The organism is Acinetobacter sp. UBA1297 (genome assembly GCF_002307755.1).
GTDB classification, from domain to species: Bacteria; Pseudomonadota; Gammaproteobacteria; order Pseudomonadales; family Moraxellaceae; genus Acinetobacter; species Acinetobacter radioresistens.
This window is the reverse complement of sequence record NZ_DBUF01000013.1, coordinates 13861-27447: the sequence shown is the minus strand read 5'-3', so window position 1 is coordinate 27447 and position 13587 is coordinate 13861. Positions and strand designations below refer to the sequence as shown.

14 protein-coding genes are annotated in these 13587 nt (G+C 40.2%); 7 read left to right on the top strand and 7 right to left on the bottom strand.

Annotated elements, in window-relative coordinates; all coding sequences use genetic code 11:
• The first annotated feature begins 185 nt into the window (after positions 1-185).
• On the top strand, positions 186-1430 hold the full coding sequence (locus B3R63_RS05610; protein WP_101161322.1) for a carbohydrate porin: 1245 nt from the start codon (positions 186-188) through the stop codon (positions 1428-1430).
• 102 nt (positions 1431-1532) lie between these two features.
• Complete coding sequence (locus tag B3R63_RS05605) at positions 1533-3926, top strand: glucose/quinate/shikimate family membrane-bound PQQ-dependent dehydrogenase (protein ID WP_286729031.1); 2394 nt, start codon at positions 1533-1535, stop codon at positions 3924-3926.
• 206 nt (positions 3927-4132) lie between these two features.
• On the opposite strand, the gene B3R63_RS05600 is transcribed toward B3R63_RS05605, so the two are convergent.
• The gene (locus B3R63_RS05600; protein WP_005404932.1) at positions 4133-4255 is read right to left on the bottom strand and encodes a hypothetical protein; all 123 of its coding nucleotides are present in this window, start codon (positions 4253-4255) and stop codon (positions 4133-4135) included.
• A 290-nt stretch (positions 4256-4545) separates the two neighbouring features.
• Between B3R63_RS05600 and xseA the strand changes: the two genes are divergently transcribed.
• The 5 genes from xseA to B3R63_RS05575 all read left to right on the top strand — a co-directional run bounded on the left by xseA (position 4546) and on the right by B3R63_RS05575 (position 8050).
• Complete coding sequence (gene xseA / locus B3R63_RS05595) at positions 4546-5814, top strand: exodeoxyribonuclease VII large subunit (RefSeq protein WP_286729029.1); 1269 nt, start codon at positions 4546-4548, stop codon at positions 5812-5814.
• Complete coding sequence (xseB, locus tag B3R63_RS05590; RefSeq protein WP_286729027.1) at positions 5804-5998, top strand: exodeoxyribonuclease VII small subunit; 195 nt, start codon at positions 5804-5806, stop codon at positions 5996-5998. The genes xseA and xseB overlap by 11 nt, the downstream gene beginning before the upstream one ends.
• Before the next feature lie 145 nt (positions 5999-6143).
• Positions 6144-6482 carry a hypothetical protein gene (locus tag B3R63_RS05585; RefSeq protein WP_286729025.1) on the top strand — a complete coding sequence of 113 codons (339 nt, stop codon included), beginning with the start codon at positions 6144-6146 and terminating at the stop codon, positions 6480-6482.
• 310 nt (positions 6483-6792) lie between these two features.
• On the top strand, positions 6793-7443 hold the full coding sequence (locus tag B3R63_RS05580; RefSeq protein ID WP_286729024.1) for an SOS response-associated peptidase: 651 nt from the start codon (positions 6793-6795) through the stop codon (positions 7441-7443).
• A 172-nt stretch (positions 7444-7615) separates the two neighbouring features.
• Positions 7616-8050 (top strand): PaaI family thioesterase, encoded by a 435-nt coding sequence (locus B3R63_RS05575; protein ID WP_286729022.1) that lies wholly within the window; start codon positions 7616-7618, stop codon positions 8048-8050.
• A 114-nt stretch (positions 8051-8164) separates the two neighbouring features.
• Here B3R63_RS05575 and B3R63_RS05570 read toward each other — a convergent pair whose 3' ends face one another.
• The 6 genes from B3R63_RS05570 to B3R63_RS05545 all read right to left on the bottom strand — a co-directional run.
• Positions 8165-9367 carry an MFS transporter gene (locus tag B3R63_RS05570; protein WP_286729021.1) on the bottom strand — a complete coding sequence of 401 codons (1203 nt, stop codon included), beginning with the start codon at positions 9365-9367 and terminating at the stop codon, positions 8165-8167.
• Positions 9368-9391: 24 nt separating this feature from the next.
• The gene (locus tag B3R63_RS05565) at positions 9392-10657 is read right to left on the bottom strand and encodes a DcaP family trimeric outer membrane transporter (protein WP_286729019.1); all 1266 of its coding nucleotides are present in this window, start codon (positions 10655-10657) and stop codon (positions 9392-9394) included.
• Between the two features lie 41 nt (positions 10658-10698).
• The gene (locus B3R63_RS05560) at positions 10699-11349 is read right to left on the bottom strand and encodes a 3-oxoacid CoA-transferase subunit B (protein ID WP_005407282.1); all 651 of its coding nucleotides are present in this window, start codon (positions 11347-11349) and stop codon (positions 10699-10701) included.
• On the bottom strand, positions 11346-12020 hold the full coding sequence (locus tag B3R63_RS05555; RefSeq protein WP_101161302.1) for a 3-oxoacid CoA-transferase subunit A: 675 nt from the start codon (positions 12018-12020) through the stop codon (positions 11346-11348). Before B3R63_RS05555 ends, B3R63_RS05560 begins: the two co-directional genes overlap by 4 nt.
• A gap of 49 nt (positions 12021-12069) precedes the next feature.
• Positions 12070-13341: an MFS transporter gene (locus tag B3R63_RS05550; protein WP_017401237.1), complete on the bottom strand. Its 1272-nt coding sequence runs from the start codon at positions 13339-13341 to the stop codon at positions 12070-12072.
• A 60-nt stretch (positions 13342-13401) separates the two neighbouring features.
• Positions 13402-13587 (bottom strand): acyl-CoA dehydrogenase family protein (locus B3R63_RS05545; RefSeq protein ID WP_286729015.1); only part of this gene is annotated, 186 nt, incomplete at its 5' end.

Below are 13587 nucleotides of genomic sequence, written 5' to 3'. Positions count from 1 at the left end.
CTACTTATTTTTTATAAAAAACTTTTTATTATCTCACAACTATAGAATATTTAAGAATTGTTAATATTTATTAACTTAAATATATAAAAAGAATACATAGAAAAATCTTATACCTACATTTTATTTTTTGAAAGTTTCATACTTCTCTTTATTAACAATTACAAATATTGTTCAGGATATTCATAATGCCTACTGAAAGTAAATACTTTGTAAGTCTTTTTGGCTTATTGGGTGGTCTGCTAACTTCAAGCGGTCTCTACGCAGCTGTACCTGCATTTTCTATGCAATCTCCCTGGATGTTGGGCGACTGGAATAGCAACAGAACTCAGCTTGAACAGCAAGGCTATCAATTTAGTTTGGGTTATACAGGTGAAATGGCAAGCCTTATAGATGCAAAGAATAATGATAAACATAAAACTGAATACACCGACCAGTTTGCTCTAGGCGCACATTTTGATCTGGAAAAAATTATAGGTTGGGAAGATACAGAAGCCCAGATTACTGTTACTCACCGGAATGGCCGTTCACTTTCGCAGACACATGAGGCCCTACAAGGACATTTGAGTTCAGTACAGGAAGTCTGGGGACGTGGGCAAACTTGGCGTCTGACTGATTTATGGATAAAAAAACAGTTTTTAGACCAGAAGTTAGATATTAAAGTTGGCCGATTCGGTGAAGGCGAAGATTTTAACAGTTTTGACTGTGATTTCCAGAATCTTACTTTTTGTGGTTCACAGGTAGGTAACTGGGTGGGTGACCAGTGGTATAACTGGCCTGTGAGTCAATGGGCCATGCGAGTTAAATACCAGGTGCAGCCAGAACTTTATGGCCAAGTAGGAGTATATGAATATAACCCTGAAAATTTGAAACGTAGTAAAGGATTTAACTTGAGTACAGATGGTTCCAAAGGTGCAATTATTCCTGTAGAGCTGGTCTGGCAGCCTAGAGCGTTTTTACAACAGTTACCAGGCGAATACCGCCTTGGTTATTACTATAGTACCGCAGATGTAGAAGAAATTGAAAACCCTATAAAAAATAGCCATAAACAGGGAATGTGGGCAGTAATTCAGCAGAAACTTACCCAGCCTGAACCTGATTCGAATCGTGGTCTGAAAGGGTTTATTAATCTTACCCTGCATGATGATGCAACCAATACTATAGATAACATGCAAAATATTGGTCTGGTCTATACCGGTCTTAGCTTACAACGCCCAGATGATCAGCTCGCTATAGCATTTGGCCGGATTTCTGTGAATGACAAGGTCCAAACCGGTCAACATGAAGAATATGATGCCGAGCTTTACTACGGTATTCACGCTACAAACTGGCTTACTCTTCGCCCGAATATTCAGTACATCCGTCATGTCGGTGGTTATAAGAATGGCGAAAATGTCTGGGTCGGTGGTTTAAAACTACAGGCTGCTTTTTAATTATATGTTGATTCTGATTAAAGGGTTTGACAAACCCTGTTCTATCTTGATGAAAATGCTTAACTCACTAAAAAACTTAAAATTAGGAGGAGATCACAGAAAATGAATCGTGCATCTTCAAGGTCAAAAATGAATCTGATTACCGTGTTCATTTTTACAATTATCGGAATCGGATTGCTCATCGGCGGTATATGGCTCGCCGCAATTGGCGGCTCGATATATTATATTATTGCTGCCGTTCTTATGTTACTTACTGCCTTCTTGCTATATAAAGGCAGAATTTCAGCATTACTGGTATATGCCGCTTTAGTGCTTGGAACTGTAATCTGGGCCATCTGGGAGGTTGGAACCGACTTTTGGGCCCTTGCACCGCGTCTGGATATTCTAGGCTTGCTTGGTCTCTGGTTGTTAATTCCAGCGGTTACCTACAACTTTATAAATCGCAAGCCGGCAATCATGGCTTTGGGTGCAGTACTGGCCTTGACGATTTTAGTCATGATTTACTCAATATTTAATGACCCGCAAGAGATTCATGGTGAGTTAAAAGCACAGCAACCAGCTCAAGGGCAAGCTCTTCCTGGTATACCCCCTGAAGACTGGCCGGCATATGGTCGTACCCAGTCAGGTTTGCGCTATTCTCCCCTAGCTCAGATCAATGCTGACAATGTTAAAGATCTTAAAGTCGCATGGACCTATCGGACCCGTGACTTTAAAACTGACAAGGACTCTGGAGAAACTACAAATCAGGTGACGCCAATTAAAGTTGGCAATAACATGTATATTTGTACTACCCACCAGTTTCTGGTGGCTCTTGATCCCGCTACAGGTAAGGAAAAATGGCGTTTTGATCCAAAACTCAAAACAGATCCAAGTTTTCAGCATTTAACCTGTCGGGGTGTTTCTTACTATGATCAGAATAATACTGCCGAGTTTGCTACAAGCCTGCAGGGCCGTACGTCTACCTCTGCGATATGTCCACGTAAGGTGATCTTGCCTGTTAATGATGGGCGCCTTGTTGCTATTAATGCAGATAATGGTCAGCGCTGTACAGATTTTGGTGAAAATGGTGAAGTTAACCTTCAGCTCTATATGCCAAATGCTTATCCGGGCGGCTATAACCCAACCTCGCCTCCTATTGTAACTGGCAGTACGATCATTATTGCAGGTTCTGTAACCGACAACCTGTCAATTAAAGAGCCTTCAGGAGTTATTCGCGGCTATGACGTAAATACAGGTAAACTGCTCTGGGTATTTGATACAGGCGCAGCCGATCCAAATGCCATGCCGACGACTGGTGGTACATATGTACATAACTCGCCAAATGCCTGGGCACCGCTTGCATATGACTCTCAACTGGATATCGTTTATATTCCAACTGGTGTTTCTACCCCAGATATTTGGGGTGGTCACCGCACACCACAAATGGAACGCTATGCAAATGCCGTAGTAGCTCTCAATGCAAGCACAGGTAAACTGGTCTGGTCATTCCAGACTACACATCATGACCTGTGGGATATGGATGTGCCTTCACAGCCTACTCTTGTTGATGTAAAGGTTAAAAATGGTCAAATAGTGCCTGCAATTTATGCACCGACAAAAACCGGTCATATCTTTGTACTGGATCGCCGTACTGGCCAGCCGGTAGTTCCTGTTCATGAAGAACCGGTTCCACAAGGTGCAGCTAAAGGTGATTGGGTATCTAAGACTCAACCGATTTCCGAGTTTACCTTCCGCCCTAAAAATCATCTGACAGATAAAGATATGTGGGGCGCGACTATGTTTGACCAGCTAATGTGTCGTGTAATGTTCCATAGCCTGGACTATAAGGGCCCTTATACACCTCCTTCTGAAAATGGAACCATCGTATTCCCAGGTAATCTTGGTATGTTTGAATGGGGTGGTATCTCTGTGAATCCGGACCGTCAGGTGGCCGTAATGAATCCAATGGCATTACCATTCGTATCTAAACTCATTCCACGTGGTCCGGGTAATCCGATCTGGCCTGAAGGTGGAGTAAAAGGTACAGGCACAGAGTCAGGCATTCAACCACAATACGGTGTTCCGTATGGCGTAGAAATTAATGCATTCCTCTCTCCTTTAGGTTTACCTTGCAAGCAACCAGCATGGGGTTATATCGCCGGTGTAGATCTGGATAACCATCAGATAGCATGGAAGAAACGTGTAGGTACAATCCGTGACAGTCTGCCAGGTATTCCATTACCGCCATTTAAGTTAGGTGTACCAATGCTAGGTGGGCCAATTTCAACTGCTGGTAATGTGATGTTCCTTGCAGGTACTCAGGATAACTATATCCGTGCCTTTAATGTTTCCAATGGTGATGAGCTATGGAAAGCCCGTTTACCGGCAGGTGGTCAGGCTACACCTATGACCTACTCAATAAATGGCAAACAGTATGTAGTTATTATGGCAGGTGGGCATGGTTCCTTTGGAACCAAAATGGGTGATTATTTAATCGCTTATGCCTTGCCAGACTGATATTAACACTAGAGTATAATGAGTTAATAGGCCTCCCTGGAGGTCTATTAATTTTTNNTTAATAGAAAAGATTTTTGCAATTAGAAATTGCATTTTAGGTATTAAATACCTAAATAAAAATCTTTCTCTAAATAGATATGAAAAATAAAAGCTGAAGTAATCCTTATCAGTTACTTCAGCTTTTATTTTTAAAAGACAGCATTAAGTTAGAATTCGAACTGGTCTTTAATGGTTCCGCATTTATGACATTGCTTGAGCTTATGTCCATCTTGTTTAGTAAATGACCAGACATGAAAGCATAACCAGCATTTCAATACTTGTTTAAGCATGTCCTTAACTCCTAAACAGTAATGATGAAATTCAATATACTCTTTTCAAAGAGCGTTATAAGCTTTCTTAAAGAAACAGAATTTTTGTCCTATAAAAAGTAACAAAATATTTGTGCAGAGATAACATAACCTTTTGATTGTTACATCTGAGAAGCTTTACTAGCGTGATGTTCATATAAGTCCCTTTTATAGTTAAGCTTAAATTTTTTAGCCATTCTCACGACTATTCAACAGATGATTTATAATATTCCTGATATTTTTTAATTACGTTTTACTCTAACCAGAGACCTATGGCTGATCCACAACTTTCTTTAAGTGAATATTTATCTGGCGTACAGGAAATTATTCAGCTGACTTTTGACGAGTCCGTTTGGGTCAGGGCAGAAATACGTAATTTAAATATTAAAGGTGGCCACTATTATCTGGAACTTGCTGAAAAAGAACAGCAGAGCGATAAGGTCATTGCTAGTTGCCGGGCAACCATCTGGAAATTTAGTGCGGCAAACATTGTGCTTAAATTCGAGCGTGAAAGTGGAATAGAACTGTCTAAAGACTTAAATGTGCTTATTAAGGTCAAGGCTCGTTTTGATCCGCAATATGGGTTTTCAGTCAATATTGAAGATATAGATTCCAGCTTTACCCTAGGTGATATCGCCAGACAATATCAACAACTGGTTGAACGGTTAACTCAGGAAGGACTGATCGAACGAAACCGTCAGCTTGTTACGCCGTTTGATATCCAGCATGTACTGGTTATTGCCCCACAACAGGCTGCCGGTTTAGGTGACTTTAAAAAAGATGCTGATGTACTACAAAAATATGGTGTCTGCAATTTCATCTATCAAACAGCTACATTTCAGGGCCAAACAGCTCCAAAAAGTATTATAGAGGCTCTACGTAGTGCTCTGAAACACTGGGCTAATGATTTTAACTACCCTCCTGACCTGATTGTAATTATTCGCGGTGGCGGTGCTGTAAATGATTTGGCCTATTTAAATGATTATGAACTGGCTGCCCTTTTATGCAAACGTTCGGTTCCCGTATGGGTAGGTATCGGCCATGAAAAAGACCGGACTATTCTGGATGAAATTGCCCATCGCTCTTTTGATACCCCAAGTAAGGTTATTGCAGGAATTCGAAATACTATCAGTGAAAACGTACAGCAGGTTCAAAATACCTTTCAGCGTATTAAGACTTTATCTCAATATCAGCTTATGGTTTATCAGAGTCAAAATGATCAATATATGCGTTTAATCAGAACTTTATCTCATAGCCAGCTTTCTGAGTCAGCCAAAACCCTAGACGTTTTAAAGGATGTGGTCCATTGCTGTGCCCAGCAGCAAGTTCGTCAGACTAAACAACATATTGACAGCCTATTAAAAGAGATCTTACTGCAAAATCCAAGACATATTTTGAATAAGGGCTATGCAATTGTCCGGTATAATGGTAGGGCCATTCGTTCTGTGCAGCAATTAAATGTTATACAAAATATACAGCTCGAGCTGCAGGATGGTAAGATTCAGGCAGAAATTGTAAAAGGAAGTCAAAATGAAGAATGAAGAACTCAGCTTTAAACAGGGTTATGAGATCTTGAAAAAGAATGCCGAGTTTCTGGAAACTCAGGAAGAACCAGACATTGATAATCTGATGGAGATTGTAGAAGAATCTATGCGAGCCTATAAGGCTTGTAAAAGTCGTGTAGAAGCAGTTCAGCAAGCATTAACAGAAACTTTCAAAGAGTGAAGATGGTTTAGCGGGATGAAAAGTATAATATGCTTAGTTTGGATATGTTAACGACCTGTTAAAACTTAACAACTTATAATTGAAATAGTCTAAAGCTGTCTTCATAGTCACTAATAAGAATAGAGTAATGACAGGAAATAAAATTATGAGCATAACTAAAAATCAACTACATGACCGCATTAAAGATTTACAGGTTCGTGCCTATAATATTTCGGAAAAATTGAATAATGCAGGGAATAAAGAATATCAGAGCAACCTGTTTATTCATTCCACAGGCAATGATGAAAGGATGGACTATGGGGTCGATTCAGCATGGTATGCCAAACTTTCTAATAAAAATGAATCTGTGAGAGATAATCTGGAAGTAATTTATCGCACTCTTATTGATAATGACTACAGTGATAACGAATTAAAAATTTTATCGGACAAATTGGAACATTATGCGCAAGAACTTACAGCCATTGAGCAGGAATATCATCGCTAACTTTTGGAATTAATTTATTCTATTGTAGAATACCAGACAGTTGCTGACATCTGGTATTCTTTAAAAATAATTATCAGGTAAAAGTATCTATGCAATTTTTTGATTCTACTACAGCTATCATGCTAATAGTTACTATCATCCTTCTTCTGCTGGTTCGCTATTATTTTAAAAAATAATTTTCTCTCAACCTGTCTTGGTTAGCAAAAATTTTATTTTATATATCTATACTGCAACTTTTTATATAGCTAGCTGTTCTTCTATTTCGAGTAATTTTAAAGTAGATAAGAAATTATAAATATAGTAGAGCATTATGTGTGCTAATTATTTACCTATCCGACCTGAACATGCACATTTACTAGATTTACCGCAAATGACATTTGACTATCAGGCTGAAGTCTACCCTAGTGATCGGAGTCCGATCATTATTGCTCCAGAACAACAGCCTGAATGGCGCCGTGCCATATTTGGTCTGGTTCCGGTTTGGGCAGAGGATTTAAAAATAGTACAAAAAACTTTTAATGCCCGGAGTGAAAGTGCAAGTGAGAAACCAAGTTTCAGACATGCGTGGAAATCAGACCAGTTTGCACTCATTCCAGTTGAAGTATTTTTTGAGTCTCGCTATATCGAGGGAAAAGCACAACGCTGGGGAATTTATCGTAAAGATGGGCAACCTTTTACAATAGCAGCAATTTATGAGCGCACAAAACTTGAAAAAGAGTTTATACATTCTATGTCTATGCTCACTATAAATGCTGAGAAGCATCCATTAATGTCACAGTTTCATAAGCCAGGAAAAGAAAAACGTTCTGTTGTAGTGATTTCACCCGAGCTACGTCTAGCTTGGTTACAAGCTACCCATCAAGAAGCTCAAAATTTTTTAACCAGCTTTCCTGCTGAAGACTTTATAGCTGAACATATGCCCTATTCAGCACAGCACGATTTTAATATCAATTCATTCTAAACGCAGTATAACTCTATCTTAGATCATAAAAATATTCTTGATCAGCTGGTTTAAGCTTTAACAGTTAGCTTTCTCAACTATTGTTAATAAAATATGAAAATTTCTTATTGCGAAATTAATTTCTATTTAGCAAAATATAATAAAGACTTAAATAAACTATTTTGGAGAATATATGGAATTTAAAAATGGATTTGAATTTCTGATGGCCATAAAGAATGGGAAAATCAAGAGTCCTGCTGCTATGGCTCAAACGATTCCTATGCGTATTATTGATGTGCAGCCTGGTCATATTAAATATGCAGTTACACCAGATGAACGTCATCTTAATTTACAGGGTTTAATTCATGGTGGCTTCTGTGCCACAGTACTAGATACAGCAACTGGAGGTGCAGTTCATACAACTGTTGAGAATGGAGTAAGTTTTGCGACACTGGATTTGAATGTCAAAATGATTCGGCCTTTACAGAAATATAAAACATATATTGCCATTGGGGATGTAATTAATACGGGACGTAATATTTTAACGTCTGAAGCTCGTATAGTTGATGAGGGTGATAAAGTTTATGCTTTTGGTTCAGCTACTCTTATGATTACCAATCGTTCTTGAATTTTTTTATGAGCTTTATGTTGAGAGGTTTGCTTTAAAAATTTAAAACTATACTTAGGCTATTTAATTGAGAATTAATTTACTTAGGCTATTACTTTAGTAGAGCAATAAATCTTACTGAGGGATCGTAGATTGCTTCACTGCTCGGTAATCATAGCGATCAAATAAAAAAATGAGTAATGCGATGCAGACTCCTAATATTACACATACTTGCCAGCCTCCATGTTTCCAGAAAAAGACCGCCAAAAATGAACCTATGGCTGCGCCACCAAAGTACATCGTCATATAAATTGAATTAATCCTTGAACGTGCTGTAGCTGAAATCCGGTAAACCAGATTCTGATTTAATACATGCAAGGCAGAAAGCCCAAAATAGGCTAAAATCACCCCTACTCCATAAATCCATAATGATTGCTGAGCAAAATAGAGTGGTAACCAAGATATGATTAATAAACAGATGCATATGCGTGCTACATGGTCATCTTGACCACGGCTGATGAGTTTACCTGCCCAAGGTGTAGCAAAAACCCCTGCTAAACCTACAATTCCAAAAAGGCCAATCTGAAAATCGTTAAAATGGTAAGGAGCATTTGCTAAAAGAAAGGTCATCGTTGTAAAGATAAGAGTAAGCATCCCAAAGCCGAGTCCTCCTACAATACCCCTACGGATCAGATGGGGTTCATGAACAGCAAAGCTGAATAAAGACTGGTAAATTTTCCATATTGTTAAGCCAGATACTTTATTGGATTGAGGCAAACGTTTCCACATCACCAGTGCAAATAAAAGTATGGTTATACCACTACCCAGATAAATATAGTGCCAAGACCACATGGTAGAGACTAACCCGGCTATTGTTCGGGCGGAAAGTATTCCCATCAGTAAACCACTCATCAGTATACCGACAAGTTCAGCACTTTTACGCGGACATACCAGATTGGAAATAAAGGGAATAAGTACCTGAGCTGCTATAGAAAAGAATGTGGCTAAAAATGTAAAACCATAAAGTACAGAAACTGAATGGCTCATGGAAAGTCCAATCTGGGCAATTCCGGTTAAACACATGAGCAGGCAGATAAAACCCCGTTTCTCAAAAAGGTCTCCTAAGGGAACCAATACAAATAAACCGGCAGCATATGAAAGCTGACTGATCACAATTGTAAAGGCTGCCTGTTCTGCACTCACTGAAAGGCTTTCTGAAATTGAATATATCAATGGCTGATTAAAATAATTCGAGCCTGCGCATAAACCGCAGGTAATTGCCAGCATCAGAATCAGACCTCGTGACAGGTCATAATGTTCTGGCTGGCTATTTTGCATAAATGACATCCTTGTCTGGTTAAACTAAAACTTATAACGTGCTGACATATTAATACGTGAAATATCTGCCTCTTTTCCTGCAAAGTTTTCACGTTTACCATGATGATATTCTACGCCCAGATCTACGTGCTCCACTGGGGTATAAAATGCATTAACTACATGGTCAGTTAGGTGTTTATTACTTTCTGGATTGGCTTTGGCATATGCACTATTATCATCATATTGCAGTAATGAAGTTGCAATATTTGCTCGCCACTGGTCATTAAATTTATGAGAGTAACCAATACTCAGGCTATCAAATTCATTTAACAGTATCTCATTATTATCTGTATTTACAGAGAAGTCGCCGCCCCAGTTTGCGTTATCCGAGGTTGAACCCTGATTGGTATAAAATACAAACTTCTGGTCACCTTTTACATGGTAATAGTTCGCCTGAACTGATTGCTGAGCATTAAATTTATATTTGGCACCCGCTCCTACACCCCAACTGACTTTTTCAATATCACCAGTGGTAGCTTGTGCCTGCTTCTCGTTGATGAAGCCCTGCCCCATCAAATGCAACGGTCCATTCTTGTAAGTGTATTTACTGGTCAGGCTTGGAAATTCTGAAGTTCTTTCACCTGAATACTCAAGAGCCATCTGCAATGTATGTGCGGGGCTAAACTGCCACTGATAGCGGACTTGCGGATCACGCAGGATTGAAGCACCAAGTAACTGGGTAAAATCAACTGACTCAGTAATTGTTTCCATATTCGACATAAGCGACCATGTCTGGCCAAATAACCAGTCATCAAAACTGACATAAGCATGACGTATTCTGAGTTTACCGTCACCTTTACCACTGTCCACCCAAAAGTCAGCTTCCAGCTTGGCTTTAACATCTTTACGTCCCCCCAGATGATTAATGTCTACTCCAAAGCGGCTGGCGGCTACGGTAAAGTCTGAACGGTTTCCCTCAACTCCATCAAAAGGGACACTATTAATCTTATTACTGGTACGGCCACCGCTTGAACGGCCTGTTGTACTTTTAAAGTCTACAGCACCATCCATACGCAAGATGCCATAAAAGTCGACATTGTCTTTCCATGAGGAAGTATTAATTTTCTGTGTTAAAGCCCGATCTTCCTGCTGTTGTGCTTGCAGAACGTTTTGTTGCTGCTTTTGCTCTTTAAGCTCGGTCTTTAAGCGCTGTAATTCATTTTCCAACAGTAAAATACGCTGCTCGGTAGAATCGGCGAAAATACTCCCTGAGGCCGCAGCACAGGCTGCAGCTAAAATCATTTTTTTCATTCTTTAATCCTTAAAGATATTAAATCCGTATAAAAAGCTTTTTAAGTTCTGGCGTCGGCAAGTGCACATCCAGTCATAGACTGCAATTCTTCAAAACTTAAGCCTTCAACTATTTCCTTAACTAATGCTTTGCCATTGCTGAGTTCAATAATGCAGAGATCAGTATAAATCCGGTTCACACATTGTTCCCCTGTTACCGGGTAAGTCAGCGTATTAACCACTTTAGGCTCACCATGCTTAGTCACATGTTCCATACATACGAAAATAGTTTTTGCGCCGACTGCAAGATCCATTGCACCACCTACAGCTGGTACTGCATCTGCTTCACCAGTATGCCAGTTGGCCAAGTCACCATTCACTGCAACCTGAAAAGCCCCAAGCACACAAATATCCAGATGCCCACCGCGCATGATGTCAAATGAGTCACCATGATGCATAAAACAGCCACCATCCAGTAAGGTGACAAATTCTTTTCCTGCATTAATGAGATCAGGGTCTTCTTGTCCTGGCTCTGGTGGTGCACCAAAAGCCAATATACCGTTTTCTGAATGCAGAATAATTTCCCGGTCTGTTGGCAGGTATTTAGAAACTTTTGTTGGCAGACCTATGCCTAGATTCACATAAGAACCATCGGGGATATCTTGTGCAATTAACTGTACAATTTGCTCACGTGTACGCTTCTGGATACTCATGCGCCTCCTCCTGGTAACTGAAATACATGCTGAACGAAAATTCCTGGTGTGACGACACACTCAGGATCTAATGTACCCAGCTCAACAATTTCATGAACCTGAGCAATTGTGATCTCTGCAGCTTTAGCCATAAGGGGTCCAAAGTTTCGCGCAGCTTTTCGATAAGTTAGATTACCCCAACGGTCTGCTTTGTCTGCATAGATCAGTGCATAGTCAGCTTCAATCGGATATTCAAGTACATAAGCTTTGCCTTTGATAATACGGGTTTCCTTACCTTCAGCAATCTTGGTCCCATAACCGGTCGGAGTAAATACTGCTCCCAGCCCTGCACCAGCTGCCTGAATCCGACAGGCCAGATTGCCCTGTGGTACTAGCTCCAGCTCTATTTTTCCTGCTTTATAAAGTTCATCAAATACTTTGGTATTATTAGCTTTTGGGAAAGAACAGATCATTTTTTTGACCAGTCCAGCCATTAATAGCTTGGTCAGACCACGGTCACCTGAGGCTGCATTATTATTGATAATGGTCAGGTCGCGTGGCCCAAAGTCAATCAGGGCCTCAATGAGTTCAACTGGTTGTCCAGCTAGTCCAAAGCCGCTGGTCATGATACTGGCCCCGTCTGGAATACCCTTTAAAATCGTTTCAATATCCGGAGTGATTTTATTGATCATCTGAACTTTTACCTTCTCAAATATAAAAAAAGAGCAATGGTAAATACCATTACTCTGCCTTTTGAGGATTATATAAACGGTCTTTAATAAACAAGGCTGGAATTAAACCGCAAAGAAAATAGGCTACACCCATAATCAACAGACCTGTACCGATGGAACCGCCTTGTGCAAAGTAGCCAATAGTAACCGGCGCAAGTACTGCACCCAGACGGCCAATATTGTATGCACCGCCTACAGCTGTACCTCGAACCTTGGTTGGAAAGCTCTCTGTCATATAAGTTGCATTGATTCCATATGGAATACCGTACAGAAAACCGAATAACAGCATTAGCCATAAAATATTGTCAGGTGTATTACCAAATACAATGATGGGAATAAAGATTGCTGTGCCCATTGTACCGAAGGCAAATACAGCACGGCGTCCAATCCGGTCTGCAATATAGCCTGCAATAATTTTGGTACAGATCATGATAAAGAATGTACCGATCATATACATCGTCATTTCTTTAAACTTGATACCAAGATCGGATTCTAAATAGGCTGGCAACCAGTTACTTACCCCATAATAGCCGAACTGTAGAAAAGCAGTACTGAATGACCATAGGATGAACATGCGGCGGTTCATGACATCTGCAAAAATTGTCTTGAAAGCACCTTTAGGTTTAGGTTGGCTCTGATCTACTGAAGTGATAGTGGTGAGGCGCTGGGCACGTGCATCTTTCCATGACTGTGGTTCAGGCACCAGAAAGTGCATGGCTACTGCCAGAACAATAGGAATAATTGAAATATAAAACAGCATGCGCCAGCCAAATTCAGGAATAAGCCAGCCTGCAAGTACCGTAGCTACAATTGAACCCAAGGTCCAGCCAGTCATAAGGGCAGCTAATACAGTCGAGCGATATTTTGTGGGCACATATTCAGCCATTAAGGTGTTACAGGCGATGTAAAGTGCCCCTAAACCAATCGCTGAAATAAAACGTAGTGTCACAAATTGCTGGTAACTTTGTGCAAAGCCCAGCCAGCAGGTCAGCAACGAGAATAAGGTAATTGCAATAACAATAACCCGCACCCGTCCAAAACGGTCACAGGCCCAGCCACCAAAGAAGCCACCAATTGCCATGCCTGCCAGTGTCCAGCTTCCGAGTGCGCCTGCCTGTATACTGCTTAAACCAAATTCAGCTTTCAGACTGGTTAGACTATAAGATAAAAAAGCAATATCAGCGCCATCAACCAATAAAGCCAGGAAGGAAAAAATAAAAGCAAATTTCCAGACTTTTGCATTTGTTGTGTTATCTGTTTTTTGAACAGCCTGATCCATCATTCCATTTCCTTGTAATAAAAGGCATCTTAGCTTTGATGCCTTATCCCTATCATGTCCTCATTACGAAGACACTTCTTTAATCATGTTGCGTGCAATAATAATTTGCTGAATCTGAGTGGTTCCTTCATAAAGACGGAACAGGCGTACATCCCGATAGAAACGTTCAATACTGTATTCACTGATATAGCCAGCTCCTCCATGAATCTGTACACAGCGGTCTGCAACACGGCCACACATTTCCGTTGC

Coding starts and splice junctions, on each gene's coding strand:
- B3R63_RS05610 (WP_101161322.1), top strand. CDS start 186: ATGCCTACTGAAAGTAAATACTTTGTAAGTCTTTTTGGCTTATTGGGT.
- B3R63_RS05605 (WP_286729031.1), top strand. CDS start 1,533: ATGAATCGTGCATCTTCAAGGTCAAAAATGAATCTGATTACCGTGTTC.
- B3R63_RS05600 (WP_005404932.1), bottom strand. CDS start 4,255: ATGCTTAAACAAGTATTGAAATGCTGGTTATGCTTTCATGTCTGGTCA.
- xseA (WP_286729029.1), top strand. CDS start 4,546: ATGGCTGATCCACAACTTTCTTTAAGTGAATATTTATCTGGCGTACAG.
- xseB (WP_286729027.1), top strand. CDS start 5,804: ATGAAGAATGAAGAACTCAGCTTTAAACAGGGTTATGAGATCTTGAAA.
- B3R63_RS05585 (WP_286729025.1), top strand. CDS start 6,144: ATGAGCATAACTAAAAATCAACTACATGACCGCATTAAAGATTTACAG.
- B3R63_RS05580 (WP_286729024.1), top strand. CDS start 6,793: ATGTGTGCTAATTATTTACCTATCCGACCTGAACATGCACATTTACTA.
- B3R63_RS05575 (WP_286729022.1), top strand. CDS start 7,616: ATGGAATTTAAAAATGGATTTGAATTTCTGATGGCCATAAAGAATGGG.
- B3R63_RS05570 (WP_286729021.1), bottom strand. CDS start 9,367: ATGCAAAATAGCCAGCCAGAACATTATGACCTGTCACGAGGTCTGATT.
- B3R63_RS05565 (WP_286729019.1), bottom strand. CDS start 10,657: ATGAAAAAAATGATTTTAGCTGCAGCCTGTGCTGCGGCCTCAGGGAGT.
- B3R63_RS05560 (WP_005407282.1), bottom strand. CDS start 11,349: ATGAGTATCCAGAAGCGTACACGTGAGCAAATTGTACAGTTAATTGCA.
- B3R63_RS05555 (WP_101161302.1), bottom strand. CDS start 12,020: ATGATCAATAAAATCACTCCGGATATTGAAACGATTTTAAAGGGTATT.
- B3R63_RS05550 (WP_017401237.1), bottom strand. CDS start 13,341: ATGATGGATCAGGCTGTTCAAAAAACAGATAACACAACAAATGCAAAA.